The sequence below is a fragment of the Luteimonas kalidii genome, from assembly GCF_029887935.1.
Taxonomy (GTDB): domain Bacteria; phylum Pseudomonadota; class Gammaproteobacteria; order Xanthomonadales; family Xanthomonadaceae; genus Luteimonas; species Luteimonas kalidii.
Genome location: NZ_JARXRO010000015.1, coordinates 113672 through 139662 on the forward strand (window position 1 = coordinate 113672; position 25991 = coordinate 139662).

Below are 25991 nucleotides of genomic sequence, written 5' to 3' on the forward strand. Positions count from 1 at the left end.
GTCAGCTGTTGAGCCCCAGCCAGAAAAGCCCGCCGAAGAAGGCGAACAGCACCACCAGGCCGACCAGGCTCAGTACCAGCATCGAGTAGCCCAGGATCAGGCCAGCCAGCGCCATGCCGTCGCCCTCCAGGCGCTCGGGCGCGCGACGCACCTCGCCACGGGCCAGGTGCCCGGTGACGATCGCGACGATGCTGCCGATCCAAGGCACGATGGTCCAGCCGAGGATGCCGGCGATCAGGCTGGTGATGGCCAGGCCGCTGGTCTGGCGGGGGGGCAGGGTCATGTCGGCGCTCCGCTTGCGTCGGGTCGGGGGACGGTCATGGCGGCAGGCGGCCGTCGCGCAGCGCGTCGGCCCACTCGTCGAAGCCCCGATCGCGAGCCAGCTCCGCCGCCGGGGCGGGATCGTGTTCGACGGCGAGCAGTCGCGCATGCCAGGTGCCGCTGTCGCGTTGCAGCATCGCATATCGGGCGGCGGGAGTCCCGCTCTGCATCACGTGCGGATGCGGGGCGCGGCCACGGAACGCCTGCAGGCCGACGCTGCCTGGATTCACGCACAGGCGGCCGTCTTCCAGCTCGATGACGCGCGGCACGTGGGTGTGCCCGCACAGGACCACGCGCGCGTCGATGCCGGCCAGGTCGGCGGCCAGTTCATCGGGTCTCGCGGCACGCGCGCCGTCGCGGTCGACGCGTTCGGACAGATTGCCCACGTCGCTGGCAGGCGTGCCATGCAGCAGCAGGACTTCGCCGTCGATCCTGGCCTGGTCCGGCAGCGCGGCCATCCAGGCGAGCTGCGCGGGGGTCAGGACCGCATGGGTCAGCCGGTCCGATTCCCCCATCGCCGCCGGATCGCCCTCCAGCAACTGGCGCTCGTGGTTGCCGCGGATGGTCACCGCCGGCAGGTCCATCAGCAGGCCCATGGTCTCGGCCGGCCACAAAGGGCCGGACGCCAGGTCGCCCAGGTTGGCGATGGCATCGCAGCCACGGTGGCGGATGTCGTCCAGCACCGCCCGCAGCGCGGGCAGGTTGCCGTGGATGTCCGAGATGACGGCGATGCGCATCGCGCGACGCGCTACAGGTCGAACTTGATGCCCTGGGCCAGCGGCAGCGCGTCGGAGTAGTTGATGGTGTTGGTCTGGCGGCGCATGTAGGCCTTCCATGCATCCGAGCCGGACTCGCGACCGCCGCCGGTCTCCTTCTCGCCGCCGAAGGCGCCGCCGATCTCGGCGCCCGAGGTGCCGATGTTGACGTTGGCGATGCCGCAGTCCGAGCCCCAGGCCGCCAGGAACTGTTCGGCGCGCTTGAGGTTGGTGGTGAAGATCGCCGAGGACAGGCCCTGCGGCACGTCGTTCTGCATCGCGATCGCCTCGTCCAGCTCGCGGTACTTCATCACGTACAGGATCGGCGCGAACGTCTCGTGCTGGACGATGTCGGCATCGTTCGACAGGCCGGTGACGATGGTCGGCAGCACGAAGTAGCCCTTGCGGTCGGTGAGTGCGGCGCCGCCGGTCTCGATCGTGCCGCCGGCGGCCTTGGCCTTCTCCACCGCATCCAGGTAGGCCTGCACGCCCTCGGGGCTGTTGAGCGGGCCCATCAGGTTGGCCGGGTCGGTGGGATCGCCGATCTTGGTTTCCACCTGCCTGTAGGCGGTGACCAGCTTGGCCAGCACGTCGTCGTACACCGACTCGTGCACGAACAGGCGGCGGGTGGTGGTGCAGCGCTGGCCGGCGGTGCCGACCGCGCCGAACACGATCGCCGGGATCGCGAGCTTCAGCTCGGCGGTCTCGTCGACGATGATCGCGTTGTTGCCGCCCAGCTCCAGCAGGCTGCGGCCCATGCGGCGCGCGACGCGCTCGCCGACCATGCGCCCGACCTTGGTCGAGCCGGTGAAGCTCACCAGCGCGATGCGGCGGTCGTCGACGAACTGCTGCGCCAGCTCGCTGCCGGCGTCGTTGAACAGGAAGAACAGGTCCGGGAAGCCGCCCTTGCGCAGCGCCTCGTTGCAGATCTTCATCGAGGCGATCGCGGACAGCGGGGTCTTCGGCGAAGGCTTCCAGATGCAGATGTCGCCGCAGGCAGCCGCGACGAACGCGTTCCAGGCCCAGACCGCCACCGGGAAGTTGAACGCGCTGATGATCCCGACCAGTCCGATCGGGTGCCACTGCTCGTACATCCGGTGGCCCGGCCGTTCCGAATGCATGGTCAGGCCGTAGAGCTGGCGCGAGAGGCCGACGGCGAATTCGCCGATGTCGATCATCTCCTGCACCTCGCCATCGCCCTCGGGCTTGGACTTGCCCATCTCCAGCGCCACCAGCGAACCCAGCGCGTCCTTGTGCGTGCGAAGCGCCTCGGCGCACAGGCGCACGGCCTCGCCGCGACGCGGCGCCGGCGTGGTGCGCCAGACCTTGAACGCGGCCTGGGCGCGCTCGACGATCAACTCGTAGTCGGCCTGCGAGGACGCACCGACGCGGGCCAGCACCTCGCCGGTGGTGGGGTTGACCGGTTCGATCGTGCTGGCGCCGCTGGCCGGCGACCACTCGCCGTTGCCGAGGTAGGTGCCGGATTCTTCGGCCCCGAGGCCGAGCGCGGTGAGGACGGGATGGGTCATGGGAATGCGGACTCCTGTACGCCGCGGGGCCGCGAAGCGGCAGCGGGCGCGTGCGATGGGTGGCGCCCCCGGCGCGATTCGAACGCACGACCTTCCCCTTAGGAGGGGGACGCTCTATCCAGCTGAGCTACGGGGGCAGCAGTGCGGGGATTTTCGCACGCGGCCCGGCGTTTCCCCAACCGTGCCGCCCGCGACGAGCGCGGCGACGCAGCGCGGTGGCGACAGGGCGCCCCGCGTCGATCCTGCGCCAATCCGTACCCGCGCGAAGCCGCGGGCGGGGTATTCGACGGGTCAGCGGTCCGCAGGAGACGCGGGGAAGCGCCGCAGAGTCTCGCCGACGATGGCATCCAGGCCGGCATCGCCGGCATCCGAGGCATGTACGCTGCCGCGGCTGTATGCGCTCCACAACAGGGCAATGGTCGCCGGATCGATGGCCTCCACCAGCAGGCCGCCTTCGACCTCCACATGATGGTGGACGCGCGCGGCCGGCGCCCCCGCGTTGCCGACCATCACCAGTTGCGAACATGTCCCGCCGGTGCACGCCACGCCCGCCATGGGCGTGCCCCGCACGGGATCGGCGGGCGTCGCGCGCACCTGGTCGACATCGCGCACGCCCGCGCGCCAGGCCAGCAGGAAGTCCGCGCCGGCCATGTCGTCCACCTTCCGGTAGCCCTTGTCCTGCATTGCGCGCTCGAGGGCGGACTGCAGCCGTGCGCGCAGCTGGGGATCCTCGATCCTGGGGTCATGTTCGGCCGCCAGCTGGCGCGGCATGGGGAACCAGGCGTAGGTGGCGCCGGGCATCGCGCTCGCCTCGTGCCGCACGGTGACGCGCTGCGGCGTATCCGGTGCACTCACCTGCGTCCCCGCGCAGGCGACACTGGCGATCGCGAGCGCGATCGTGATGACGAGCCGATCGACGGCACGGCGGCGCGGGGGGCAGGCGGGGCGGTACAGGTCCATGTGTCGGCTCCGGATGGGGCGGGAAGGGCGCGGTCGTGCCGGCCCGTGCCCGAATCTACGCCTTCGGCGCGTCGACGTCGCGCAAATGCGCGCGACACCCGCGGCGCGGAGGTCGTGCACACGAGTCCCGCCGGAGTCCGGAGGCCGGACTCGCGCAGCGGCGCTGTCGGCACGCCGCGCACGACGACACGCCTGCGCGGTCAGGGCGTCACGGTCACCGTGCCGCGCATCAGCGACGCGTGTCCGGGGAACGAACAGAAGAAGGTGTAGGCACCGCCGGGCTCGAGCTTGCTGCCGGGCAGCGAGGCGGTCGCGGACTCGCCGCCGCCGACGAGCCTGGTCGCCGCCAGCACGCGCGCGTCGCCGGCCGGCACGTAGTTCGCCGCGGCGCCGGCCTTGATGCCGTCCTTGGCCACGGCATCGGCATCCGGGGTGGCGGTGAGCACGATGTTGTGGCCCATCGCGGCCACCGGCAGCTTGCCGGTGTGCTGCAGTTCCAGCGTGATGGACTTGCAGCCGGCCGAGACGCTGACGGTCTTCTGGTCGAACTGCATGTTGTCCCCGCCCTCGAGCTTGATCGTGCAGTTGGGCGCGGCCTGCGCGGCGCCCGCGCAGGCGAGCAGGGCCAGGGCGAGCAGGGAAGCGTGAAGGTGCATGGCGTACTCCGAGGGAGGTGGGTCGTTCCTGTGGACCGCATTGTCGCGCACCCGGCGCGCGCGCGGCTGAATCTGCGGCAGCCCACGCGGTTCACGGCAGCGGCCGGCAGCCGAGCGCCGCGAGCACGCCGTGCAGCGCGGGCACGCGCATCAGCCACGGTGCGGCGATGGCCAGCAGCCCCAGTGCGAGCACCAGCATCGCCGCGCCCGTGCGCAGGCCGGGGCGCTGCAGCCAGCGGCCCATGCGCTGGCCCGACCAGGTCAGCGGCAGCATCACCGGCAGGGTGCCGAGGCCGAAGGCGAGCATGGTCAGCGCGCTGTTGCGCGGATGCGCCTGCAGCCAGGCCACGGTCAGCAGGCTGAAGCTCAGGCCGCAGGGCAGCCAGCCCCACAGCGCGCCGATGCCGAGCCGACGCGGTAGGGTGTCAGCCGGAAGCAGGCGCCGCTGCAGCGGCTGCAGGAAGGCCCAGGCGCGCGTGCCGGGACGCGACAGGAAGCCGGGCAGGACGCGCACGCCCAGCAGCCGCAGCGCGACCGCCACCAGCGCCGCACCGGCCAGCGCGCGCAGCGCGATGCCGAGCCACGGATTGGCCAGCAACCACACCAGTCCGTGGCCAAGGGCGCCTACCGCCAGCCCCGCCAGCGCGTAGCCGCCGATCCGTCCCAGGTTGAGCTGCAGCGCGCCGGCCCAGCCGCCGCCGGGCGCGGTCGCCGACAGTCCGGTGGCGATGCCCCCGCACATCGCGGCGCAGTGCAGTCCCCCGACCAGTCCGGCCGTGAGCGAGGCCAGCAGGACCAGCCAGTCAATCGGCATCGGGCGTCCGGAGCGACGTCGATGGCGAGGTCGATGAGCTCGACAAGATCGTGCTGCGACGCGGCGTGTCGTCGTCGTTGGTGAGGATGTCGAGCGCGGGCGTGTCGAGATCGTCGAACTGGCCCCGCCGCACCGTCCACACGAACGCCCACACCGCCAACCCCAGCAGCACCAGGCCGATCGGCACCAGCAGCAGGATCCTCATGCGTCGCGCCTCGCCAGCCGCAGCGCGTTGAGGGTGACCGCCAGGGACGAGCCGGCCATGCCCAGTGCGGCGATCCAGGGCACCAGCGTGTTACGCGACGTGCCGCAGGCGGGGTCGTGGTGGATCACCGCGCGCATGGCCGGCCCCCTCAGCGGCAGCAGGCCGGGCCGTTGGCGGTCCTCGTCGCCACCGGTCGGGCCGGCATCGGAGGCGCGGATTCGACCGTGCCCGACGCCTGCGCCAGCGCGGTGGCCGCCGCCGCGCCCTTGCGTTCGCTGTAGCGGTCGGTGAGGTAGTCGCTGCGGCCGCGGACCATCCAGGTGAACTTCACCAGTTCCTCCATCACGTCGACCACGCGATCGTAGTACGGCGAGGGCTTCATCCGCCCGTCCGCGTCGAACTCCTGCCAGGCCCTGGGCACCGAGGACTGGTTGGGGATGGTCACCATCCGCATCCAGCGTCCGAGCAGTCGCAGCGCGTTGACCACGTTGAACGACTGCGATCCTCCGCAGACCTGCATCACCGCCAGCGTGCGTCCCTGGGTGGGGCGCACCCCACCGTCTTCCAGCGGCAGCCAGTCGATCTGGTTCTTGAACACGGCGGTCGGGCTGCCGTGGCGCTCCGGGCTCACCCAGACCTGGCCTTCCGACCACAGCGAGAGTGCGCGCAGCTCCTGGACCTTGGGATGGTCGGGTGTGGTGCTGCCCTGCAGCGGCAGGCCGTGCGGGTCGAACACGCGGGTCTCGGCGCCCATCGCGCGCAGCAGGTGTTCGGCTTCCAGCGCGAGCTTGCGGCTGTAGGATTCCGGCCGCAGCGAACCGTAGAGCAGGAGGATGCGGGGCGGGTGGGAGGGGTCCGCTGGATCCAGCCGGGCCCGGTCGGGGAGCTCGAGCGTGTCGGGAGCGAGGTTGGGCAGGTCGGTCACGGGCATGGGCATTGGCTGTCTTGTTGCGGTCATGATATTTCGACTATTCTAGAAATATGGAAATGAAACATGCAACCGTTGCGCTCGCCGCACTCGGTCAGGACACCCGGTTGGCCGTGTTCCGCCTGCTGGTCGAGGCCGGCCCCGCGGGACTCGCGGCCGGCGTGATCTCGGAGACCTTGTCGGTTCCGCCGGCGACGCTCTCGTTCCATCTCAAGGAGCTGGGGTCCGCGGGCCTGGTCGTCGCGATGCCGCAGGGCCGCTCGATCCACTACCGCACCGACTTCGACGCGATGCAGGAGCTGATCGGGTTCCTGACCCACAACTGCTGCGGCGGCGACGCCGCGGCGTGCCGGCCGGCGCGATCCGCGCCGGGTGCCAGGCGTCGAAAGGCGCCAGCAGCATGAGCGCACCGGGCTCCGCCAGAACGCACACGTCGTCCGCCACGCTGGCGCAGCGACGTCTTCGAACTCGCCGTCGCCACCGCGATCGTGCAGTTCACCGTCGAGTCGGGCACCGCACTGGCGACGGTGGTGGGGGTGCTGGTCGAGGTGCCGGCGATGCTGTCGCTGGTGCGCGTGGCCAACGGGTCGCGCGGCTGGTAGGGGCGCGCGACCGGTGATTCGTGTCCGGTCCACCCGGATAGCGGCGCAGGCCGCAACGACGCCCGGCCGGGGCGACGTGCCCTCCGGGTTTCCATTCACTCCATCGGACATCGCATGAGTATCAGCATCGGCATCAACGGCTTCGGACGGATGGGGCGCCTGGCCCTGCGCGCGGCCTGGGGCGACCCAGGCCCGGCCTTCGTCCACATCAACGACCCCGCAGGCGACCCGGCCACGCTGGCGCACCTGCTGCAGTTCGATTCGGTGCATGGGCGCTGGGATCGCGGCATCCGCGCGGCAGACGGCGCACTGGTGATCGACGACGTGCGCATCCCGGTCAGCCGCCACCACGACATCGCCGCCAGCGACTGGTCGGCCTGCGACGTCGTGATCGAGGCCTCCGGCAAGTTCCGCAAGCCCGACGTGCTGCAGCCCTACCTCGACCAGGGCGTGAAGCGGGTGGTGGTGACCGCGCCGATCAAGGCCGCCGGCGCGCTCGACATCGTCATGGGCGTGAACCACCAGCGCTTCGATCCCGCGCGGCACCGCATCGTGTCGGCCGCCTCGTGCACCACCAACTGCCTGGCGCCGGTGGTGAAGGCGATCCACGAGGGGCTCGGCATCCGCCACGGCAGCCTGACCACCATCCACAGCCTCACCAACACCCAGGTGATCGTCGATGCGCCGCACAAGGACCTGCGCCGCGCGCGCGCCTGCGGCAGCAGCCTGATCCCCACCTCGACCGGTTCGGCGACGGCGATCGCCGAGATCTTCCCCGAACTGCGCGGCCGCCTCGACGGCCATGCCGTGCGGGTGCCGCTCACCAATGCCTCGCTCACCGACTGCGTGTTCGAGGTCGAGCGCGCGACCACGGTGGAGGAAGTCAACGGACTGCTGCGCGCCGCGGCGGAAGGCGAACTTGCAGGAATCCTCGGTTACGAGGAACGGCCGCTGGTGTCGATCGACTTCCTGCACGATCCGCGCTCGGCGATCGTCGATGCGCCGTCGACCCTCGTGGTCAACGGCACCCAGGTGAAGATCTACGCCTGGTACGACAACGAATGGGGCTACGTGAACCGCACCGTGGAACTGGTGCGGCTGGTCGGCGGGGCGGGCTGACGCATGTCCGCACGGCTGTCGCCCGACGTGCGCCAGTACCTGCTGGTCACCGGCAACTACTGGGCGTTCACCCTCACCGATGGCGCGCTGCGCATGCTGGTGGTGCTGCATTTCCACCAGCTGGGCTACAGCCCGCTGCAGATCGCGTTGCTGTTCCTGTTCTACGAATTCTTCGGCGTGGTCACCAACCTCGTCGGCGGCTGGCTGGGCGCGCGGATCGGGCTCAACCGCACCATGCACATCGGCCTGGCGCTGCAGGTGTTGGCGTTGGGGATGCTGCTGGTGCCAGCGGCGTGGCTGACCGTCGTTTGGGTGATGGCGGCGCAGGCGCTGTCGGGCATCGCCAAGGACCTCAACAAGATGAGCGCCAAGAGCAGCATCAAGCTGCTGGTGGCGGACGATCGCCCGGGCACGCTGTATCGCTGGGTGGCGGCCCTCACCGGGTCGAAGAACGCGCTCAAGGGCGTCGGCTTCTTCCTCGGCGGCGTGCTGCTGACCGCGGTCGGCTTCGCGCCAGCGGTGGCGATCATGGCCGCGGCGCTGCTGCTGGTGTGGCTGGCGAGCCTGGTGTTGCTCAAGGGAGAGCTGGGCAAGGCGAGCGCGCGGCCGAAGTTCCGCGACGTCCTGTCCAAGAGCCGTGCGATCAACCTGCTGTCGGCGGCGCGGATGTTCCTGTTCGGTGCGCGCGACGTGTGGTTCGTGGTCGCGCTGCCGGTGTTCCTGTCCACCACGCTGGCCTGGGATTTCTGGCAGGTGGGCGGGTTCATGGCGGCGTGGATCATCGGTTACGGCTTCGTGCAGTCGCTGGCGCCGTACGTCACCGGACGCGATGATGCGCGCATGCCCGGCGGGCGCGCGGCGTTCGCGTGGGGCGCGGCGCTGGCCCTGGTGCCGCTGGCGATGGCCGCGATGCTCGGCGCCGGTGTACCGCCGCAGCCGGTGCTGGTGGGCGGGCTGGCCGTGTTCGGCGTGCTGTTCGCGGTCAACTCGTCGCTGCACAGCTACCTGATCGTCGGCCATGCGGCGCGCGACGGCGTGTCGCTGGACGTGGGCTTTTACTACATGGCCAATGCGATGGGCCGGCTGCTGGGCACGGTGCTGTCGGGCTGGGTGTTCCAGGTCGCGGGAATCGGCGCGTGCCTGGTGATTTCCGGCGTGTTCGTCGCGCTGGCGGCGCTGATCGTGCGCGCGTTGCCGGCGGTGCCCAGGGCGCGGTCGGGGAGGGAGTGACATCCGGCTGAGTGCGTGGATCCGCGACGCGACTCCGGCCGGTTCGCCTCACTCGATGGTCGGATGTTCACCGCATCGGCTCTGCCGGCCAACGTTTCGAGCGTAGGCGGCAGCGTTGCCGGCTATGCCGGACCGCCCCCGCGTGAGACAGGCAGCCGCCAGCCGCGCCGGATCGCCAGCCAGCGAATCACGAAACAGGCGGTGGCGCCGCCCACGGTCACGGGCGTGGGCGGCAGGTCCAGCGCATCGCCGGCCACCACCACGGTCGCGCCGACGAAGGCAGCGATCGCATACAGCTCGCGCTGCAGCACGCTCGGAACCTGCGCCACCAGCACGTCGCGTACGATCCCGCCGCCGACACCCGACAGGATGCCGAGCATGATCGCCCCGGTCGGGCCGAGTCCGGCGTCCAGCGCCTTGTCCGCGCCGAGCACCGCGAACAGCGACAGCCCGACCGCATCGGACAGCTGCACCGGGTTGCGCATGCGCTCGACCTGCTCGTGGCGGTAGAACGTGAGCAGGCCGGCGGTGCTGGACACGGCGAGATAGCGCCAGTCGAGCACCGACACCGGCGGCGTCGCGCCCAGCAGCACATCGCGGATGATGCCGCCGGCCGTGGCTGCGGCGAACGCCAGCACCAGCACGCCGAACAGGTCGAGGCGATGGCGCACCGCCACCAGTGCGCCGCTGATCGCGAACGCGAAGGTGCCGACGAAGTCGATGATCGCGACGAAGGTGGAGGTCATCGGCCTGGCCGGTGGGAATGCGACGAGGATGGCCCTTGGCGGCGACGCGCGGAAGCCGGGACACGGGCCCGCGCCCGACCGGGCATCATCCGCAGGGCTGGTCTTTCGCGAAGGGGTTGAGCCGGCGCACCCAGCTGTCGCCGCAGTCGATGTCCACCGGCGCCTCGCGGGCCTCGCGCGCCGCGGCCTCGCGGGTGGCGGCATCGCGGCGGGTCCGTTCGATCTCGGCCAGGCGCGCGCGGATCGCAGGCATCGCCGCGAGCGCGGCGCGTTCGCCCTCGAGGATGGCGGCGTTGCGCTGCTCGAAACTCACCGGCCCGATCTCGTTGACCTGCGGCCGGATCACCACGTCCGCGCGTTCGAGTTCCTGCCGCCCCAGCGTCTGGCCCATGATCGTGATCGACTGGTTGACGATCCCGGCCATGCCGGTCGGCGTACGCCCGCCCGCCTTGCTGGAGATGTCGATGGCGATCACCACGTCCGCGCCCAGCTGGCGCGCCGCGTCCACCGGCACCGGGCTGACCACGCCGCCGTCGACGTAACTGTGCCGGCCGATGCGGGTGGGCTCGAACACGCCGGGGACGCTGCTCGAGGCGCGCACCGCCTGGCCGGTGTTGCCGCGTACGAACACCACGCGATCGCCGGTATCCAGCCGCGTGGCCACGGCCGCGAAGGGCTTCTTCATCCGCTCGATCGGGAGTCGGCCGACCTCCGCGTTCACGTAGTCCTGCAGGGCCTGGCCCTGGACCAGGCCGCCGGAGAACAGCCGGATGTCGCGCAGGGTGGACTCGTCCAGCGCGACCGCGCGCTCCTGCATCCGGAACGGGTCGATGCCGCTGGCGTAGAGCGCGCCGACCACGCTGCCGGCGCTGGTGCCGGCGACCACGTCGGCGCGGATGCCGTTGGCTTCGAGCATCTTGATCGCGCCGATGTGTGCGAAGCCCTTGGCCGCGCCGCCGCCGAGCGCCAGTCCGACCTTCGGCGGCGGGGAAACCGCGGCAGGCGCGACCGGAGTCGGGGCCGGCGGCGCAGGCGGACGGGTGGCCTCACCGCCGCCGCAGGCGACGAGCACGACGCACAGCAGCGTGGCGCAGAACGGGCGGATCCGGCGTGGAATCGGGCGCATGCGTGGGCGGGCGTTGGACACCGCGGCGAGCATAGCGGCCAGCGGCCTGTCGCCAGCTGAAGCCGTCGCGCCGGACGCCCGCGCCTTGCGCGCGAACCACGCCGGCGCAGGCATGAAAAAGGCCGGCGTGTGGCCGGCCTCTTCCATGCGGTATCGAGTGGTGGAGCCAGGGAGGATCGAACTCCCGACCTCGTCATTGCGAACGACGCGCTCTCCCAGCTGAGCTATGGCCCCACGGCAGGACGGCGATTATACGGGTGTAGAGCCGTCGTCGCCAGCCGGCAGCAGCAGCGGCGCGAGCGCGGGTTCGAGTTCGCTCCGGCGCCAGCCCGAGAGCACGCCGGGCCAGTCCTCGCCGTCGAGCAGCGATTCCAGCCAGCGGCGCGATGCCAGCACCCCGTCGGGCAGCCCCAGTTCGCCGCTGCGCGCGGCCACGGCGTCCTGCAGCCGGCGCAGCGCCTTGCGGTCGCGCTCGCTGGTGCGAGGCGCGGGCGCGTCGTCCTCGTCGGGCAGGGGCGTGCCCAGCGCCTCGAACACGGAACCTGCGAGCTTGCGCGGCGCCTTGGGGTGCGTTTCGAACAGGCGGTCGAGTGCGCCGCGGTCCGCCGGCGCCTCGCGCGCCAGCGCCGCGGCGAGGTCGTTGTCCAGCACCCAGGTGCGAGGACGGTCGCTGCGCCGCGCCTGCGCATCGCGCCAGCGCAACAGGCGCAGCAGGCGGCGCTGTCCCGCGTCGTCGAGGAACTGCGCGCTGCGCAGCGACAGGTGCGGCCAGCGTTCGCCCTCGTCGCTGCGTGCATTGTCCAGCAGGCGCGCGCAATCCTCGTCGAACCACGCGCGTCGCCCCAGCGCGTCCAGCCGCGCCGACAGTGCGTCGTGCAGCGCGAACAGGTGGCGCACATCGTCGGCGGCATAGGCCAGCTGCGACGGCGACAGCGGGCGCTTCATCCAGTCCGACCGGGTTTCGCCCTTGTCCACGGCGATGCCGAGCAGTTCCTGCACCAGTCGCTGGTAGCCCAGGCCCGCGCCGATGCCGGCCAGCCCGGCCGCGATCTGGGTGTCGAACAGCGGCTCGGGCAACGCGTCGCAGGTACGCCGCAACGCGACCAGGTCCTCGCTGGCGCTGTGCATCACCTTGGCCACGGACCGCTCGCGCAGCAGCGGTGCGAGCGCCTCGGGCATGCCGGGCGCGAGCATGTCGAGCAGCAGGATCACCGGCGCTGCGGGCGCGGCCGCTTCCAGCGCCAGCTGCACCAGCGACAGTTGCGGCCAGTAGGTGCGTTCGCGGATGAATTCCGTGTCGATCGCAACCCGGGTGGTGACGGTTTCGAGATGCGAACGCAGGACGGCGGGTTCGGTGACCCAGTGCACGGACGATGACGACATGGGCGGCAGCCTAACGGCCGGCGGCCCGGGGTGGCAATCCTGGGCGCCTCCGCGGTGTGCCGGCGGACGCGTCGCCTCCCCGGTCGCGATGGCTTAATCTGGTGGCGATGCCGTCGAAGAAGTCCGTCTTGCGCAGGGCCTGGATCGCGCTGGCCGTGTGCGCCGTGTCCGTGGCCGGCTGCACGCGCGATCCGGCCGCGGCGCCCGATGCCGATGGCGTGCCGGCTCCGGTCGAGCAGAGCGAAGCCGGAACCGGCAGCGTCACCATCAGCGGCGACGACCGGGCCGCGGGCAGTCTGACCTGGCAGGTGCCGGCGGTGGATTTGTCGGACACGGATCCGCAGGCGTTGCGCCGCCGTGCCGACGAGGCGCTGGCGGACGGACGGCTGCACGAGGATGCCGACGCCGCGATCCCGCTCTACCTGGCGCTGTCGACCCTGCCCGGGCACGGTCGTCACGCCGAAGCCGGGCTGCGTCGCGCCCTGCAGCGCGTGCTGCAACAGGGCGAGGCATCATTGGCGGCCGCCGGGGAGGATGCCGGCGCACTTCCGCGTGCGCGCCGGCTGGCGGCGGTGGCGCGCACGGTCGACGCCGAGGACGCCGCGGTGCTGGAATTCCTGCAGCGCGTGGACCTCGCCGAACGGGTGGGCGCGCTCAACGCCGCGGGCGAGCGCGCGCTCGCCGAAGGGCGCCTGGGGGAATCCGGTGGCGGTGCGCTGGGGGCCTTCCGCGACGCGCTCGACCTGCAGCCCGCGCAGCCGCGGGCGCTGCAGGGCGTGGCTGCGGTGGAGAGCGCGATGATCCGGCGCGCGGAGGATGCCGCCGATGCGGGCGAATTCGACCTCGCACGGCGCTGGCTCGCGTTCGCGGCCGAAGTCCGGCCCGACCAGGGACTGGAGACCGTGGTGGACGCGCACGCACGCGTGGACCGCCTGCGCGCCACGCGCATCGCGCGCCTGCGCGACCTCGGGATCGCGGCGCTGCCGAAGTTCGGCGGCGTCGATGTCGCCCGCCGGCACCTGGCCGAGCTGCTGCGCATCGCGCGCCCGGGCGATCCGGTGGCGTCCGAACTGCGCGAGCGCATCGACCTGGCGGTGCACTACGGCCTGTACGCACCCGGACAGGTGTTCACCGACGCGCTCGAGACCGGCGGGCGCGGGCCGCAGATGGCGGTGGTGCCGCACGGGGCGTTCACCATGGGCGCGCGCGACGGCGAAGTCGACGCCAGCGACTACGAGCGGCCCGCCCACGCGATCCGCTTCGAGCGCGGCTTCGGCATGGCGATCCGCGAGATCACGGTCGGCGAGTTCCGCCGCTTCATCGCCGCGACCGGGCACCGCACGCGCGCCGCGCGGCGCGGGTTCTCGATGGTGTACGACGAGCGCAGCGGCAACTTCGTGCGCCGCAGCGGGGTGGACTGGTTCTCCGACTACCTCGGCCGGCCCGCCGACGACGGCCTCCCGGTGCTGCACGTGAGCGCGCGCGATGCGCAGGCCTACGCCGAATGGCTGGCGGCGCAGACCGGCAAGCGCTACCGGCTGCCGAGCGAGGCCGAGTTCGAGTATGCGCTGCGTGCAGGCGGGCAGGGCCGCTATCCATGGGGCGATGGGGAGCCCCCGCCGCGCGTGGCCAACACCACCGGCGCGCGCGACCGTTCTCCCGCCGGCCGTGCCTGGGCCAATGCGTTCGGCGGCTACGGCGACGGCTACTGGGGCCCGTCCCCCGTGGGCCGGATGGTGCCGAATGCATGGGGTCTTCACGACCTGGCTGGCAACGTCAGCGAGTGGGTGGCCGACTGCTGGCATGATGGCTACCGGCGGGCGCCCGGGGACGGCTCGGCATGGGTCAACCCCGGATGTCGCGACCAGGTCATCCGGGGAGGGTCCTGGGCCAGTTCGCCGGCGCAGACGCGCTCGGCCTGGCGCGCCCCGGCCAACGTGGACACCACCAATGCGCGGCTCGGCTTCCGGGTCGTGCGCGACCTGTAGGACCGGGGAGACAGACTGATGCGACGCGATCCGTTCGGTGGGCGCCACGCGGGACAGCCGGCCACGCGCCGCCGCGGCATCAATCCCCGCTTCATCATCCTGCTGCTGTTCGCGGGCTACGGGGTCTACTACTGGTTCTCGAACCAGTCGGTGGACGCGGTCACCGGCGAGTCGGTGCTGATCGACAAGGGCCTGTCGATCGACGACGAGAAGGCGCTGGGATTGCAGGCCTACCAGGAAATCCTGCAGCAGGAGCAGCCGGTGGACCCGAACTCGCCGATCGCGCAGCAGGTGCGCAGCATCGCCCAGCGGCTGGTGGCGAAGGTTCCGGAGGTGGAAGCCGCACTGGCGGCGGAGAACGGCCAGCCGGCGCCGACCTTCTCGCGCGGCTTCGAGTGGGAAGTCAATGTGATCGAATCCGAGCAGGCCAATGCCTTCTGCCTGCCGGGCGGGAAGATGGCCGTCTACACCGGACTGGTGCCGGTGGCGCAGAACGAGAACGCGATGGCGGTGGTGATGGGCCACGAGATCGCGCACGCACTGCTGCGCCACGGCGCGCAGCGCATGGCCCAGCAGAAACTCAGCCAGGTGGGGCAGATGGCCGGCGCGATGAGCGGCATGGACCCGCAGCAGCAGCAGATGATCATGGCCGCGATGGGTTACGGCTACCTGCTGCCGTACGCGCGCAAGCACGAGACCCAGGCCGACGAGGTCGGGCTGATGCTCGCGGCCGCGGCCTGCTTCGACCCGCAGGAATCGGTGCCGCTTTGGGAGCGGATGGGCGAGGCGAGTGGTGGCCAGGCACCGCCGGAGTTCTCCTCCACCCACCCCAATCCCGGCACCCGCATCGCCAACCTGCAGTCGCTGATGCCCAAGGCCCTCGAGTATCGCGAACGCTTCTGCGGCGCCGGTCCCGCCGGTGGCGCGGCGCGTTAGCCGCGCGCGACCCGCTCAGAACCCCATGTACAGGCCGCCGTTGACCGGGATGTTGGCACCGGTGATGTAGCCGGCGTCGTCGGCGCTGAGGAACTCGACCGTGCGCGCGATCTCCCCCGGATGCCCGAGGCGTCCGACCGGCACCTTGTCCACGATGCCCTGGCGGATGTCGTCGGGGATCGCGGCCACCAGCGCCGTTTCGCAGTAGCCCGGCGAGACGGAATTCACGGTCACGCCCTTGCGCGCCACCTCGCGGGCCAAGGCCATGGTGAAACCATGCATGCCGGCCTTGGCGGCGGAATAGTTGGTCTGGCCGAACTGGCCGGTCTGGCCATTGACCGAGCTGATGTTGACGATGCGCCCGAAACCGCGGCCGGTCATGCCCTCGATCGCGTGCCGACACAGGTTGAACACGCTGTCGAGGTTGACCGAGAGCACCGATTCCCACTGCGCGCGGTCCATCTTGCGCAGGGTGGTGTCGCGGGTGATGCCGGCGGCGTTGACCAGGATGTCGGGTCCCTCGCCGGCGGCCTCGATCCCGCGCACGAACTCTCCGCAGGCGTCGAAGTCGGCCACGTCCAGCGGCGCGAAGCGCACGTCCAGCCCGTCGACCTCGGCTTCGAAGCGCGCCACGCGCTCGGGATGCCCGCCCAGGTCGGCGGCGACCACGCGGCGGCCGGCGCGGGCGAGCGCGATGCAGATGGCGGTGCCGAGCCCGCCGATGCCGCCGGTGACGACGGCCGTTCGCTTGTTCATGAGGGTCCGGGATCTGGAACGGATGGCGCGGCGCGGCGATCCGCACGCGTCGGGTCGCGCAGGGCGGGAGGACTCAGCGGCCGCGCTTGTCCGGTGGACGCCGGTCCGGGTCCGGCTTCTGGCCGACGCTGCCGGTCAGGTTCTTCTGGAATTCCTTCCACATGTCCATGTTGCGCTCGGTGAGCTGGTTCATCATCGCCCACGGCGTCTGCCCGAGCATGCCGCCCATCTGCTGGCGGAACTGCTGCTGCTGGTCGAGGAAGACCTGCATCGAGCGCTCGAGGTAGTTGCCCATGAACCCCTGCAGCGAGTCGCCGTAGAACCGGATGATCTGGCTCAGCAGCTGGGTCGAGAGCATCGGTTCGCCGTCCGATTCGTGCTCGGCGATGATCTGCAGCAGGACCGACCGGGTCAGGTCCTCGCCCGACTTGGCGTCGCGGACCTCGAAATCCTCGCCGTCGACGATCAGCTGGCGCACATCCTCGATCGTGATGTAGCTGGAGATCTCGGTGTCGTAGAGACGACGGTTGGGGTACTTCTTGATGATCCGGTTCGCGGCCATGGAGCAGCTGCCCGATAGATGGTGCCGCGCAGCATGGCGCAGCGCAGCACGGCTTGCAAGCAGCCGCCATGAGTGCGCGGCGTTCATGAAGCCGGCGTCCGCGCGAGGGGGCATGCACGCCTGGCGGATCGGACGGCCCGCCATCGCGGGTCCGTGTACCGCCGTCGTGCGAATCCGTCCCCCGGGCAGCAGGCAGGCCGGCGGTGCCGGCCTGTTCGCGTGTTGCGGCGGGGACGGTGCTACCAGCCCATGTGGTGGCCGCCGTTGATGTCCAGGTTCGAGCCGGTGATCCAGGCCGCCTGCTCGTCCACCAGAAAGGCCACGGCGTAGGCGATCTCCTCCGGCCTGCCCAGGCGCCCGGTGGGGATGTCGGCAGCGATCTTGGCGCGCACTTCCTCCGGCACCGCCATCACCATGTCGGTGGCGACGTAGCCGGGCGAGACCGTGTTCACGGTGATTCCCAGCTTGGCGTTCTCGCGCGCCAGCGAAATGGTGAAGCCGTGCATGCCGGCCTTGGCCGCGGCGTAGTTGGCCTGGCCATACTGGCCCTTGAGCCCGTTGATCGAGCTGATCTGGATGATCCGGCCCCACTTGCGCTCGCGCATGCCCTCGATCACCGGCCGGGTGACGTTGAACACCGAGTTGAGGTTGGTGTTGATGACATCGCCCCACTGCGGGGCGCTCATCTTGTGGAAGGTGCCGTCGCGCGTGATGCCGGCGTTGTTGACCAGGATGTCGACGGGGCCGAGCGTCTTCTCGACCTCGCGCACCATCGCCTCGGCTTCGTCGGGCGAGGTGACGTCGCCCTTGACCAGGGCGAACTCGTAGCCGTCGGCCTTCATCTGCGCCTGCCAGGCGCGCGCCTTTTCCTCGCTGCGGTAGTTGGTGGCCACCCTGTGGCCCTGGTCCGCGAGCTTCTTGCAGATCGCCGTGCCGATACCGCCGGTGCCGCCGGTCACCAGAGCCACCCGTGTCGTCATGTCCTTGCTTCCCGTTTCGCCGCCACCCGCGGCACCGGGACAGTTTAGTCGCGGTGCGCGACAGGGGTGTTGTGCATCGCGGCGGGCAACCGGACCGGGCCGCGCGGAATGCGCGTCACATCGAATGTCGCCAGCGCGCAATCCAGGAACCCCGCGGGACCGGTGGCGGTCGCGACCGCGTCCGGATCCTGGCCGAGGATGCGCCACGCCAGCGCGAGCGCGGGCAGGGGCGCGGCGGCATCCACCGGCGACGCGGCCAGCGCCTTCGACAGCTTGTGCCCGGACGCGTCCACCACCAGCGGCAGGTGCGCGTAGCGCGGCGTGGACAGGCCCAGGCGCTGCTGCAGCAGGATCTGGCGCGGGGTGGAGTCCAGCAGGTCGGCGCCGCGCACGACGTCGGTGATGCCCTGCGCGGCGTCGTCCACCACCACCGCCAGCTGGTAGGCCCACAGCCCGTCGGCGCGGCGCAGGACGATGTCGCCGACGGCGGTCGCGACGTCCTGGGCCACCTGCCCGTGCAGCGCATCGTCGAAGGCGATCACGCAGCCATCCGGCACGCGCAGGCGGACGGCGGGATCCGCGCGCCGCGCGCCGGCCACGCAATGCCGATGGACGCCGCCCTGTCCGGCGACGTCGGCGCGGCTGCAGTGGCATTCGAACGCGTCCCCGGCGTCGAGCAGCCGCCCGAGCGCGGCCGCGTAGTGCGCGCCACGGGTGCTCTGGTATTCGACTTCGCCGTCGTGCCGCAGGCCGAACGCGGCCAGGGCCCGGATCTGTGCCTGCGCCGCGCCCGCGACTTCTCGCGGCGGATCGAGATCCTCCACCCTGAGCCGCCACTCGCCCCCGCTGCGGCGCGCCATGAGCCAGCTTCCCAGTGCCGCCACCAGCGATCCCAGGTGCAGCGGTCCGGTGGGCGAGGGCGCGAAGCGGCCGCGGTACGGAGCGGGGGCGGGCATGGGCGGGGCTGAACGCTTCGGTGGAATGGCTGGGCAACGGGCGCGGCAACGCCCGGGGCAACTTGAAATTCACCCTCGCCAACCATAATGGAACATGACGACGGACGCCCGACGACGTCCGCCCTGACCAGACCCTCCCATGTTCAAGCGCATCACCCTGTTCCTGATCACCAACCTCGCGGTGCTGGCCCTCGTCAGCATCGTCATGGCGATCTTCGGCGTGAACCCGTCGACCTTCGCCGGCCTGCTGGTGTTCGCCGCGCTGTTCGGCTTCGGCGGTTCGCTGATCTCGCTGTTCCTGTCCAAGTGGACCGCCAAGCGCTTCAGTGGCGCGCAGGTGATCGAGCAGCCGCGCAGCGAGGTCGAGCGCTGGCTGGTCGAGACCGTCAAGCGGCAGGCGCAGGCCGCCGGCATCGGCATGCCCGAGGTGGCCGTCTACGACGCGCCCGAGATCAACGCCTTCGCCACCGGTGCCAACCGCAACAACGCGCTGGTCGCGGTGTCGACCGGGTTGCTGCGGTCGATGGACCGCGACGAAGCCGAAGCGGTGCTCGCGCACGAGGTCGCCCACGTCGCCAACGGCGACATGGTCACCATGGCGCTGCTGCAGGGCGTGCTGAACACGTTCGTGATCGTGCTGGCGCGGGTGGTGGCGCGCGCGCTGAGCCAGTACATGGGCCGCGACATGGGCGGGATGGCGTATTTCGCCGTGGTGTTCGCACTCGACATGGTGTTCGGCCTGTTCGCGAGCATGATCGCGATGTGGTTCTCGCGTCACCGCGAGTTCCGCGCCGACGCCGGCGGCGCCGCACTGGCGGGTCGGCCCAAGATGATCGCCGCGCTGGAGCGGCTGGCGCAGAACCACGGCCAGAACACGTTGCCCAAGCAGATCGCCGCGTTCGGCATCAGCGGCGGCATCGGCCACGGCCTCAAGCGCCTGCTGATGAGCCACCCGCCGCTGGAGGAGCGCATCGCCGCGCTGCGCAATGCGCCGCCGGAGACCCTGCGCGAGGGCGTGCTGGTCTGATTCGCTGTCCGCCGCGTCGAGCGGCGGCGGCTGGAACACGAAAGGCGCGGATACCGCGCCTTTCGCTTCTCAGATCGGCGGTCCGGGCGGGTCTCCGCGACACCCGTCCGCGATGATCACTCGAAGTCGTAGTTCATCACCGGGCTGGCGGTCGCCAGGAAGTGGCCTTCGACGTAGTCCACGCCCGACGAGAACAGGATCGACATGCTGGCCGCGTCCTGCACGTACTCGGCGATCGTGCGGATGCCGAGTTCGCGCGCACGCTTGGCGATCTCGCGGACGCGGGCCTGGTTCTCCTCGTTGCGCGGCAGTTCCTCGATGAAGCTGCGGTCGACCTTGAGCATGTTCGGCTTCAGGTGCGTGAGCAGCTGGAACGAGTCCAGGCCGACGCCGAACTGTTCCAGCGCCAGCCGACAGTCGTAGCGGCCGATGGCGTCGGCGAAGGCCTGGGTCGCCTTGAGGTGGGTGAACACCTTGGCCTCGGGAAGCTCCAGCACCAGGTACTCGCCCGGCACCCCGTGCGCCTGAAGCTGTTCGCCGATGAAGGCCGCCAGCCCGCTGTCGTCCAGCGCGGCCTGGGTCACTTTCACCAGCAGTGTGGTGGGCCGGTTGGCGGCGATCCGCTGGCCCAGCACCGCGATCGCCTGGCCGATCACGGCACGGTCGATCTCGCTCAGCAGGGCGTGGTCCTCGGCGATCTGCATGAAGTTCGACGGCGAGATCAGCTGGCCATCGCCGGGATCCAGGCGCATCAGCGCCTCGTAGGTGGCGCCGGTGTCGCCCTGCAGGTTGATGATCGGCTGGTAGTGCAACACGAAGCGGTCGTGGTCGAGCGCATCGCGCAGGCGCGCGACCCAGGCGCGCACGTGTTCCTCCTCGGCGCGGTCCATCGCCGCGGGGTCGAAGATCTCGTAGCGGTTGCCGCCCACGCCCGAGGACGATTCGACCCCCTGCGTCGCCTTGGCCAGCACCTGCGAGACGCTGGCGATCTTCTCGCCGATCTGCACGCCGCCGATGCTGGCGGTGATCACGCTCGAACGGGTGCCGATGGAGAACACGTCGGCCGAGAACGCGGACAGGATGCGCTCGGCCAGGGCCGAGGTGGCGGCGTAGTCGCTGCCGCGCAGCAGCACCGCCAGGGTATGTTCGGAGAAGCGCGCGCCGGTCGCGCGGCCGTCCAGGCCCTCGCCGCGCAGCACCTCCTGCAGCCGGTGGCCGATCGCGGCCATCAGCGCGTCGGCCGAATCCAGGCCGATGTCCTGCAGCAGGCGCTGGTAGTGGTCGGGCTGGATCAGCAGCAGGCCGTGGTGGCCCTTGTGCTGGCCGGCGTCGTCGACCGCGTCCTCGAGCGAGCGCAGGAACGTCGGCCGGTTGAGCAGGCCGGTGACCTGGTCGCGCTGGCGCAGCTCCTCCAGTTCCTGGGCCAGCTCGGGGTCGAACTCCTGGCGGCGGAAGACCACCTGCAGGCAGGGCTCGCCCTCGTACTGGGCCTGGGTGAACTCCATCGAGGCCGCGAACGCGTTGCCCTCCAGGTCGCGCGCCTCCAGTTCGTAGCGCGGCGGCGGCGCCTCGCCCTTGGCCAGCGACTTGAGCAGCTGCTTGAATTCCTCGACGTGCTGCGGACCGACCATGTCCAGCAGCGACATGCCTTCGATGTCCTCGAAGCTGTCGTAGCCGAACATCTCCAGATAGGCGCTGTTGGCGCGGATGTGCATGCCTTCGTGGACGTAGGCGATCGGGTCGCGCGAGGATTCGATCAGCGCGTCGCAGCGGCGTTCGGTCTCGCGCACCCGGGCTTCGAGCCGGCGCTGCGCGCGGCGTGCCTCGAGGTCGTCCCATTCGTTGCGCACCTGCGACAGCACCTGCTGCGGCCGGTGGCGCAGCGCCACCGCACGCGCGCCGGCGGTCAGCACGGCGTCGTACTGCGCTTCGTCCAGCTGTTCGGCGATCGCGATCACCGGCAGGTCCTTGCCGGTGCCGGTGACCAGCTGCATGGTGTCATCGAAGCTGAGCGCCTGGGTCGCCAGCGCCGCCAGCACCAGGTCGGACGGGCCCGCCAGCGCCGCGGTGAGTTCCTGCGGGGTGGCCGCGCGCACGGGCCGCACCGCGATCCCGGCGTTGCGCAGCCCGCTGACCAGCGCCTCTGCATCCTCGACGCGTTCGTCGACGATCAGCAGGCGCAGCGCGTTTTCAGGCTTCTTCGACATGCAGTCCTCCCCATGGAAGCGGGGTTATGCCACGGCATCGCGGGTCGAGTCCATGGCGTCGCTCACATTGGACGCTTCGAACCCTCGCCTGCGACTTCGCGCACCAGCCGCGGCAACAGGTAGCCGGGCAGGCGCGCACGCATGGCGGCGTGCAAGGCGCGTGCCTGGTCGTCGGGCACCTCGAAATGCGCGGCGCCGGCGACGCGGTCGAGCTGGTGCAGGTAGTAGGGCAGCACGCCGGCGGCGAAGCCGCGCTCGGACAGCGCCGCCTGGGCATCGAGGCTGTCGTTCACCCCGCGCAGCAGCACCGCCTGGTTGAGCAGGCTGGCGCCGGTGGCGCGCAGCCGCGCCATCGCGGCGTCGACGGCGGAGTCGAATTCGTTGGCATGGTTGGCGTGGACCACCACGGCGACCGGCCAGGGCAGCCGCGAGAGCCAGGCGGCCAGTGCGTCGTCGACCCGCTCCGGCAGCACGATCGGCAGGCGCGTGTGCAGGCGCAGCCGGCGTACGTGGTCGATCCCGGCGAGGGCGTCGGTCAGCGCCGCGAGCTTGGGGGTCGACAGGGACAGGGGATCGCCGCCCGACAGGATCACCTCGTGCAGGCCCGGATCGGCGCGGATCGTCTCCACGGCCTCGGTCCACTGGTGGGCCGCTGCGGTCTGCTCGGCATACGGGAAGTGGCGGCGGAAGCAGTATCGGCAGTGCACCGCGCAGCTGCCGGTGGCGACCAGCAGGGCGCGCCCCTCGTACTTGTGGATCACGCCATGGCCGGCGCGCGCGGCCGCGTCGCCGACGGCGTCCAGCGAGAAGCCGGGCACGGGGCGCAGTTCCTCGTCGAGCGGCAGCACCTGGCGCAGCAGGGGGTCGTGCGGGTCGCCATGGCGCATGCGCGCGGCGAACCCACGCGGCACGCGCAGCGGGAACGCCTCCGCGGCGGCGTCGGAGACGCCGGCCAGCGTGTCCAGGCCGAGCAGCGACAGCAGTTCGCGCGGGTCGCGGATGGCATCGCGCCACAGGGCCTGCCAGCCCCGCGGCTGCAGCCGGGCGGGGGCAGCAGGTATCATGGCGGTTTGCGATTCTCGGGCCGGCGGCGCCGGCACTCACCGAATTCCCACATTCTAGCCGCCCGCGGGCGGCCACAGCAGGAGACGCCATGGCCACCCTGGGCATGAACGACGTGAAGAACGGCCAGAAGATCCTGGTCAACAACGAGCCGGCGATCATCACCGAGACCGACTACGTCAAGCCCGGCAAGGGCCAGGCCTTCACCCGCGTGCGCTACCGCCTGATCAAATCCGGCCGGATGCAGGAAGTCACCATGAAGTCGACCGACTCGGTCGAGGCCGCCGACGTGGTCGACACCGACATGCAGTACCTCTACAGCGACGGCGAGTACTGGCACTTCATGAACCCCGAGAGCTTCGAGCAGGTGCAGGCCGACCAGGCCGGCATGGGCGGCGCGGAGAAGTGGCTCAAGGGCGAGGAAACCTGCGTCGTGACGCTGTGGAACGGCACCCCGATCATGGTGACGCCGCCGAACTTCGTCGAACTCAAGATCACCGAGACCGATCCGGGCGTGCGCGGCGACACCTCGGGCGGCGGCGGCAAGCCCGCCACCCTGGAGACCGGCGCGGTGGTCCGCGTGCCGCTGTTCGTCGGCCAGGAAGAGACGATCAAGGTCGATACCCGTTCGGGCGAGTACGTCAGCCGCGTGAAGTGACGCGGCGGCGCGCCCCGCGCGTCGGGGTCTCGTCCGCGCGCAGGGTTCGTCTCGGCGCGACATATCGTCGGCGCGCAGCGCGCAGCGCGCGGGGCGCTGTCGGCCCTGCGTCACGGCGCCGGAAGGGTCGAGCGTTGCGGGCGTGCAGGACGGTCATCCGCAGCGTGCGCACGGAATGACAGAATGGGCCCATGACAGATGCCCAGATCCCCGAACCCTGTGATCTCCTGATCGAAGCCGGCTTCGTCGTGCCGGTCGAGCCGCACGGCGTGGTGCTCGACGATCATGCCGTCGCGGTCCGCGACGGACGCATCCTCGCGCTGATGCCCGTCGCCGAGGCGCGCCGGCGCTTCGCCGCCGCCGAGACCGTGTCCCGCCCCGACGCGGCGCTGGTCCCGGGTCTGGTCAACGCGCATACCCACAACCCGATGACGCTGCTGCGCGGCGTGGCCGACGACCTTCCGCTCAAGGTCTGGCTGCAGCAGCACATCTGGCCGATCGAGGGCGCGGTGATCAGCCCCGGGTTCGTCGAGGACGGCGTGACCCTGGCCATCGCCGAACTGCTGCGCGGCGGTGTGACCTGCGTCAACGAGAACTACTTCTTCCCCGACGTGCAGGCAGCCACGTACCGCCGATACGGCTTCCGTGCCCGCATCGGCCTGCCGGTGATCGATTTCCCCACCGCCTGGGCGTCGAGCGACGACGAGTACTTCGACAAGGCCGGCGCGGTCCACGACCAGTGGCGCGACGATCCGCTGGTGGCCACCGCGTTCGCGCCGCATGCGCCATACACGGTCAACGACGCGAACTTCGAACGCATCCGGATGCTGGCCGACCAGCTCGACCTGCCGGTGCACCTGCACCTGCACGAGACCGCGCAGGAGGTGGCGCAGTCGCTCGACGAGCACGGCCAGCGCCCGATCGCCCGCCTGGACCGGCTGGGCCTGGTGAACGACCGCCTGATCGCGGTGCACATGACCCAGCTGACCGAGGCCGAGATCCACCTGTGCGCGGAGCGCGGCGTGAGCGTGGTCCACTGCCCGGAGTCCAACCTCAAGCTGGCATCGGGTTTCTGTCCGGCCTGCGCCCTGGCGCGCGCCGGGGTGACGCTGGCGATCGGCACCGATGGCGTGGCCAGCAACAACGACCTGGACATGTTCGGCGAGACCCGCACCGCGGCGCTGCTGGCCAAGGCGGTGGCGAACGATGCCGCGGCGCTGGACGCGTTCGCCGCGCTGCGGGCCGCCACCCTGGGCGGCGCGAAGGCGATCGGGTTCGACCACCTGGTCGGCTCGATCGAGCCGGGCAAGCAGGCCGACCTGGCGTGCGTGGACCTGTCGGCGCTGGAAACCCAGCCGCTGCACCACGTGGTCTCGCAACTGGTCTACGCCACCGGGCGCCACCAGGTCAGCGATGTCTGGATCGCAGGCCGCGCACGCCTGCGCGAGCGCGTGCTGGTCGACATGGATTCCGCCCGCATCGTCGCCAACGCACGCCAGTGGCGCGAGCGCATCGCCGCGGTCGCGTTGCCCTAGGCGCATGGTCGCCGCTGCGGTCGCGGCGGCGCTGCGGGCTGCGGCGCATCGCCGGCAAGCGGCGCCTACAATGGCGCCCACGCACAGGACCCGAGCCGATGACCACTTCCCCCGGCGCCTCCGGCGCCAATTTCCGCCAGGACGAGCTCGACCGCTTCGGCGCGCTCGCCAACCGCTGGTGGGATCCCGACGGCCCGCAGAAGCCGCTGCACGCGCTCAACCCCGCGCGGCTGGGCTACGTGGCCGCGCGCGTTCCGCTGCACGGCGCGCGGGTGCTCGACGTCGGCTGCGGCGGCGGCCTGCTCAGCGAAGCGCTGGCGAAGGCGGGCGCGGACGTGGTCGCGATCGACCTCGCGCCGGAACTGGTGAAGGTGGCGCGCCTGCATGGGCTGGAATCGGGGGTGACGGTCGACTACCGCGTGCAGGCCGTGGAAGCGCTGGCCGCCGAGCAGCCCGGTGCGTTCGATGCCGTGACCTGCATGGAGATGCTGGAGCACGTGCCCGATCCGCTCGCGATCCTGCACGCCTGTGCCACCCTGCTCAAGCCGGGCGGCCGCCTGGTCGTGTCCACGCTCAATCGCACGCCGGCCGCATTCGCATTGGCGATCGTGGGCGCCGAGTACATCGCGCGCCTGCTGCCGACCGGCACCCACCGCTACAGCGAGTTCATCAAACCATCGGAACTGGCCGCCTGGCTGCGCGAGACGGGCCTGGCGCTGGAAGACGTCAGCGGCCTGCGGTACGAACCCTGGCGCAATACCGCCCGGATCGTGCCGCGCACCGACGTGAACTACCTGGCGTGCGCGCTGAAGCCGTGACCGGCGGCGCGACGCGTCCGCATATGCCGGGCCGGGAGCTCCCACGTCCCGGCAGACGCGCGCATCCCGATGGTCGCAGGCGGCGTGAGGCGGCCGACCTCCGTGGGTGCTGTCGCCACGTGCCTGCGGTCC

Annotated in this window: 27 protein-coding genes, 2 tRNA genes and 1 pseudogene; 10 read left to right on the plus strand and 20 right to left on the minus strand. The window is 71.1% G+C overall.

Features of this window, described 5'->3' with window-relative positions:
• Position 1: 1 nt before the first annotated feature.
• The 10 genes from QFW81_RS09310 to arsH form a co-directional block, all read right to left on the minus strand.
• On the minus strand, positions 2-283 hold the full coding sequence (locus tag QFW81_RS09310; RefSeq protein WP_280578467.1) for a DUF4190 domain-containing protein: 282 nt from the start codon (positions 281-283) through the stop codon (positions 2-4).
• A 34-nt stretch (positions 284-317) separates the two neighbouring features.
• Positions 318-1058: a metallophosphoesterase family protein gene (locus tag QFW81_RS09315; protein WP_280578468.1), complete on the minus strand. Its 741-nt coding sequence runs from the start codon at positions 1056-1058 to the stop codon at positions 318-320.
• Positions 1059-1069: 11 nt separating this feature from the next.
• Complete coding sequence (amaB, locus tag QFW81_RS09320) at positions 1070-2605, minus strand: L-piperidine-6-carboxylate dehydrogenase (RefSeq protein WP_280578469.1); 1536 nt, start codon at positions 2603-2605, stop codon at positions 1070-1072.
• Between the two features lie 60 nt (positions 2606-2665).
• Positions 2666-2742: transfer RNA gene (locus tag QFW81_RS09325), tRNA-Arg, on the minus strand.
• A gap of 154 nt (positions 2743-2896) precedes the next feature.
• A complete protein-coding gene (locus QFW81_RS09330) occupies positions 2897-3565 on the minus strand; it encodes a DUF4136 domain-containing protein (RefSeq protein WP_280578471.1) in 669 nt (222 codons plus the stop codon).
• A gap of 200 nt (positions 3566-3765) precedes the next feature.
• Entirely contained in the window at positions 3766-4221 is a 456-nt protein-coding gene (gene azu / locus QFW81_RS09335) for an azurin (protein ID WP_280578472.1), read from the minus strand.
• Between the two features lie 91 nt (positions 4222-4312).
• A complete protein-coding gene (locus QFW81_RS09340) occupies positions 4313-5035 on the minus strand; it encodes a sulfite exporter TauE/SafE family protein (RefSeq protein ID WP_280578473.1) in 723 nt (240 codons plus the stop codon).
• Complete coding sequence (ccoS, locus tag QFW81_RS09345; RefSeq protein ID WP_280578474.1) at positions 5025-5240, minus strand: cbb3-type cytochrome oxidase assembly protein CcoS; 216 nt, start codon at positions 5238-5240, stop codon at positions 5025-5027. The genes QFW81_RS09340 and ccoS overlap by 11 nt, the downstream gene beginning before the upstream one ends.
• Positions 5237-5377, minus strand: a complete 141-nt coding sequence (locus tag QFW81_RS09350; protein ID WP_280578475.1) for a hypothetical protein — start codon at positions 5375-5377, stop codon at positions 5237-5239. The genes ccoS and QFW81_RS09350 overlap by 4 nt, the downstream gene beginning before the upstream one ends.
• An 11-nt stretch (positions 5378-5388) precedes the next feature.
• Positions 5389-6171 (minus strand): arsenical resistance protein ArsH, encoded by a 783-nt coding sequence (arsH, locus tag QFW81_RS09355; RefSeq protein WP_280578609.1) that lies wholly within the window; start codon positions 6169-6171, stop codon positions 5389-5391.
• A 50-nt stretch (positions 6172-6221) separates the two neighbouring features.
• Between arsH and QFW81_RS09360 the strand changes: the two genes are divergently transcribed.
• From QFW81_RS09360 to arsJ, 4 genes and pseudogenes are all read left to right on the plus strand, one after another.
• Positions 6222-6572: an ArsR/SmtB family transcription factor gene (locus QFW81_RS09360; RefSeq protein WP_280578476.1), complete on the plus strand. Its 351-nt coding sequence runs from the start codon at positions 6222-6224 to the stop codon at positions 6570-6572.
• A gap of 48 nt (positions 6573-6620) precedes the next feature.
• Positions 6621-6770: pseudogene (locus QFW81_RS09365) on the plus strand (arsenical-resistance protein); the annotation flags it as partial.
• A gap of 114 nt (positions 6771-6884) precedes the next feature.
• Positions 6885-7889: an ArsJ-associated glyceraldehyde-3-phosphate dehydrogenase gene (locus QFW81_RS09370; protein ID WP_280578477.1), complete on the plus strand. Its 1005-nt coding sequence runs from the start codon at positions 6885-6887 to the stop codon at positions 7887-7889.
• Positions 7890-7892: 3 nt separating this feature from the next.
• The gene (gene arsJ, locus QFW81_RS09375; protein ID WP_280578479.1) at positions 7893-9119 is read left to right on the plus strand and encodes an organoarsenical effux MFS transporter ArsJ; all 1227 of its coding nucleotides are present in this window, start codon (positions 7893-7895) and stop codon (positions 9117-9119) included.
• A 122-nt stretch (positions 9120-9241) separates the two neighbouring features.
• On the opposite strand, the gene QFW81_RS09380 is transcribed toward arsJ, so the two are convergent.
• The 4 genes from QFW81_RS09380 to rnd form a co-directional block, all read right to left on the minus strand.
• Complete coding sequence (locus QFW81_RS09380) at positions 9242-9865, minus strand: trimeric intracellular cation channel family protein (RefSeq protein ID WP_280578480.1); 624 nt, start codon at positions 9863-9865, stop codon at positions 9242-9244.
• 85 nt (positions 9866-9950) lie between these two features.
• Positions 9951-10991: a patatin-like phospholipase family protein gene (locus QFW81_RS09385; protein WP_280578481.1), complete on the minus strand. Its 1041-nt coding sequence runs from the start codon at positions 10989-10991 to the stop codon at positions 9951-9953.
• A gap of 158 nt (positions 10992-11149) precedes the next feature.
• Positions 11150-11225, minus strand: a tRNA-Ala gene (locus tag QFW81_RS09390).
• 15 nt (positions 11226-11240) lie between these two features.
• Complete coding sequence (gene rnd / locus QFW81_RS09395; protein ID WP_280578482.1) at positions 11241-12374, minus strand: ribonuclease D; 1134 nt, start codon at positions 12372-12374, stop codon at positions 11241-11243.
• A gap of 107 nt (positions 12375-12481) precedes the next feature.
• Between rnd and QFW81_RS09400 the strand changes: the two genes are divergently transcribed.
• On the plus strand, positions 12482-14362 hold the full coding sequence (locus tag QFW81_RS09400; protein WP_280578483.1) for an SUMF1/EgtB/PvdO family nonheme iron enzyme: 1881 nt from the start codon (positions 12482-12484) through the stop codon (positions 14360-14362).
• A gap of 18 nt (positions 14363-14380) precedes the next feature.
• Complete coding sequence (locus tag QFW81_RS09405; protein ID WP_280578485.1) at positions 14381-15298, plus strand: M48 family metallopeptidase; 918 nt, start codon at positions 14381-14383, stop codon at positions 15296-15298.
• A gap of 15 nt (positions 15299-15313) precedes the next feature.
• Here the strand turns inward: QFW81_RS09405 and phbB (QFW81_RS09410) are convergent, their stop codons facing one another.
• From phbB (QFW81_RS09410) to gluQRS, 4 genes are all read right to left on the minus strand, one after another.
• Positions 15314-16054 (minus strand): acetoacetyl-CoA reductase, encoded by a 741-nt coding sequence (gene phbB, locus QFW81_RS09410; protein ID WP_280578486.1) that lies wholly within the window; start codon positions 16052-16054, stop codon positions 15314-15316.
• Between the two features lie 73 nt (positions 16055-16127).
• Positions 16128-16616, minus strand: a complete 489-nt coding sequence (gene phaR / locus QFW81_RS09415; RefSeq protein ID WP_280578488.1) for a polyhydroxyalkanoate synthesis repressor PhaR — start codon at positions 16614-16616, stop codon at positions 16128-16130.
• A gap of 239 nt (positions 16617-16855) precedes the next feature.
• A complete protein-coding gene (gene phbB, locus QFW81_RS09420; RefSeq protein WP_280578489.1) occupies positions 16856-17596 on the minus strand; it encodes a beta-ketoacyl-ACP reductase in 741 nt (246 codons plus the stop codon).
• A 44-nt stretch (positions 17597-17640) separates the two neighbouring features.
• Positions 17641-18552: a tRNA glutamyl-Q(34) synthetase GluQRS gene (gluQRS, locus tag QFW81_RS09425; RefSeq protein WP_280578490.1), complete on the minus strand. Its 912-nt coding sequence runs from the start codon at positions 18550-18552 to the stop codon at positions 17641-17643.
• Positions 18553-18691: 139 nt separating this feature from the next.
• On the opposite strand from gluQRS, the gene htpX reads away from it, so the two are divergent.
• Positions 18692-19579: a protease HtpX gene (gene htpX / locus QFW81_RS09430; protein WP_280578491.1), complete on the plus strand. Its 888-nt coding sequence runs from the start codon at positions 18692-18694 to the stop codon at positions 19577-19579.
• 116 nt (positions 19580-19695) lie between these two features.
• Here htpX and QFW81_RS09435 read toward each other — a convergent pair whose 3' ends face one another.
• Entirely contained in the window at positions 19696-21786 is a 2091-nt protein-coding gene (locus QFW81_RS09435) for an EAL domain-containing response regulator (RefSeq protein ID WP_280578492.1), read from the minus strand.
• A gap of 62 nt (positions 21787-21848) precedes the next feature.
• Entirely contained in the window at positions 21849-22850 is a 1002-nt protein-coding gene (gene epmB, locus QFW81_RS09440; RefSeq protein WP_280578493.1) for an EF-P beta-lysylation protein EpmB, read from the minus strand.
• A gap of 89 nt (positions 22851-22939) precedes the next feature.
• On the opposite strand from epmB, the gene efp reads away from it, so the two are divergent.
• The 3 genes from efp (at position 22940) to ubiG (ending at position 25859) form a co-directional block, all read left to right on the plus strand.
• On the plus strand, positions 22940-23506 hold the full coding sequence (gene efp / locus QFW81_RS09445; protein WP_280578494.1) for an elongation factor P: 567 nt from the start codon (positions 22940-22942) through the stop codon (positions 23504-23506).
• A gap of 191 nt (positions 23507-23697) precedes the next feature.
• On the plus strand, positions 23698-25041 hold the full coding sequence (locus tag QFW81_RS09450) for a TRZ/ATZ family hydrolase (protein WP_280578495.1): 1344 nt from the start codon (positions 23698-23700) through the stop codon (positions 25039-25041).
• Positions 25042-25139: 98 nt separating this feature from the next.
• Complete coding sequence (ubiG, locus tag QFW81_RS09455) at positions 25140-25859, plus strand: bifunctional 2-polyprenyl-6-hydroxyphenol methylase/3-demethylubiquinol 3-O-methyltransferase UbiG (RefSeq protein ID WP_280578496.1); 720 nt, start codon at positions 25140-25142, stop codon at positions 25857-25859.
• Positions 25860-25991: the final 132 nt, after the last annotated feature.

Bases quoted from the DNA above. Each gene is read 5' to 3' on its own strand.
- QFW81_RS09405 (WP_280578485.1), top strand. From the start codon at position 14,381: ATGCGACGCGATCCGTTCGGTGGGCGCCACGCGGGACAGCCGGCCACG.
- ubiG (WP_280578496.1), top strand. From the start codon at position 25,140: ATGACCACTTCCCCCGGCGCCTCCGGCGCCAATTTCCGCCAGGACGAG.
- arsJ (WP_280578479.1), top strand. From the start codon at position 7,893: ATGTCCGCACGGCTGTCGCCCGACGTGCGCCAGTACCTGCTGGTCACC.
- QFW81_RS09330 (WP_280578471.1), bottom strand. From the start codon at position 3,565: ATGGACCTGTACCGCCCCGCCTGCCCCCCGCGCCGCCGTGCCGTCGAT.
- phbB (WP_280578486.1), bottom strand. From the start codon at position 16,054: ATGAACAAGCGAACGGCCGTCGTCACCGGCGGCATCGGCGGGCTCGGC.
- ccoS (WP_280578474.1), bottom strand. From the start codon at position 5,240: ATGAGGATCCTGCTGCTGGTGCCGATCGGCCTGGTGCTGCTGGGGTTG.
- phaR (WP_280578488.1), bottom strand. From the start codon at position 16,616: ATGGCCGCGAACCGGATCATCAAGAAGTACCCCAACCGTCGTCTCTAC.
- amaB (WP_280578469.1), bottom strand. From the start codon at position 2,605: ATGACCCATCCCGTCCTCACCGCGCTCGGCCTCGGGGCCGAAGAATCC.
- QFW81_RS09315 (WP_280578468.1), bottom strand. From the start codon at position 1,058: ATGCGCATCGCCGTCATCTCGGACATCCACGGCAACCTGCCCGCGCTG.
- QFW81_RS09350 (WP_280578475.1), bottom strand. From the start codon at position 5,377: ATGCGCGCGGTGATCCACCACGACCCCGCCTGCGGCACGTCGCGTAAC.
- QFW81_RS09400 (WP_280578483.1), top strand. From the start codon at position 12,482: ATGCCGTCGAAGAAGTCCGTCTTGCGCAGGGCCTGGATCGCGCTGGCC.
- QFW81_RS09435 (WP_280578492.1), bottom strand. From the start codon at position 21,786: ATGTCGAAGAAGCCTGAAAACGCGCTGCGCCTGCTGATCGTCGACGAA.
- azu (WP_280578472.1), bottom strand. From the start codon at position 4,221: ATGCACCTTCACGCTTCCCTGCTCGCCCTGGCCCTGCTCGCCTGCGCG.
- QFW81_RS09450 (WP_280578495.1), top strand. From the start codon at position 23,698: ATGACAGATGCCCAGATCCCCGAACCCTGTGATCTCCTGATCGAAGCC.
- QFW81_RS09340 (WP_280578473.1), bottom strand. From the start codon at position 5,035: ATGCCGATTGACTGGCTGGTCCTGCTGGCCTCGCTCACGGCCGGACTG.
- phbB (WP_280578489.1), bottom strand. From the start codon at position 17,596: ATGACGACACGGGTGGCTCTGGTGACCGGCGGCACCGGCGGTATCGGC.
- efp (WP_280578494.1), top strand. From the start codon at position 22,940: ATGGCCACCCTGGGCATGAACGACGTGAAGAACGGCCAGAAGATCCTG.
- QFW81_RS09370 (WP_280578477.1), top strand. From the start codon at position 6,885: ATGAGTATCAGCATCGGCATCAACGGCTTCGGACGGATGGGGCGCCTG.
- QFW81_RS09380 (WP_280578480.1), bottom strand. From the start codon at position 9,865: ATGACCTCCACCTTCGTCGCGATCATCGACTTCGTCGGCACCTTCGCG.
- htpX (WP_280578491.1), top strand. From the start codon at position 18,692: ATGTTCAAGCGCATCACCCTGTTCCTGATCACCAACCTCGCGGTGCTG.
- rnd (WP_280578482.1), bottom strand. From the start codon at position 12,374: ATGTCGTCATCGTCCGTGCACTGGGTCACCGAACCCGCCGTCCTGCGT.
- gluQRS (WP_280578490.1), bottom strand. From the start codon at position 18,552: ATGCCCGCCCCCGCTCCGTACCGCGGCCGCTTCGCGCCCTCGCCCACC.
- QFW81_RS09385 (WP_280578481.1), bottom strand. From the start codon at position 10,991: ATGCGCCCGATTCCACGCCGGATCCGCCCGTTCTGCGCCACGCTGCTG.
- arsH (WP_280578609.1), bottom strand. From the start codon at position 6,171: ATGCCCGTGACCGACCTGCCCAACCTCGCTCCCGACACGCTCGAGCTC.
- epmB (WP_280578493.1), bottom strand. From the start codon at position 22,850: ATGATACCTGCTGCCCCCGCCCGGCTGCAGCCGCGGGGCTGGCAGGCC.
- QFW81_RS09310 (WP_280578467.1), bottom strand. From the start codon at position 283: ATGACCCTGCCCCCCCGCCAGACCAGCGGCCTGGCCATCACCAGCCTG.
- QFW81_RS09360 (WP_280578476.1), top strand. From the start codon at position 6,222: ATGGAAATGAAACATGCAACCGTTGCGCTCGCCGCACTCGGTCAGGAC.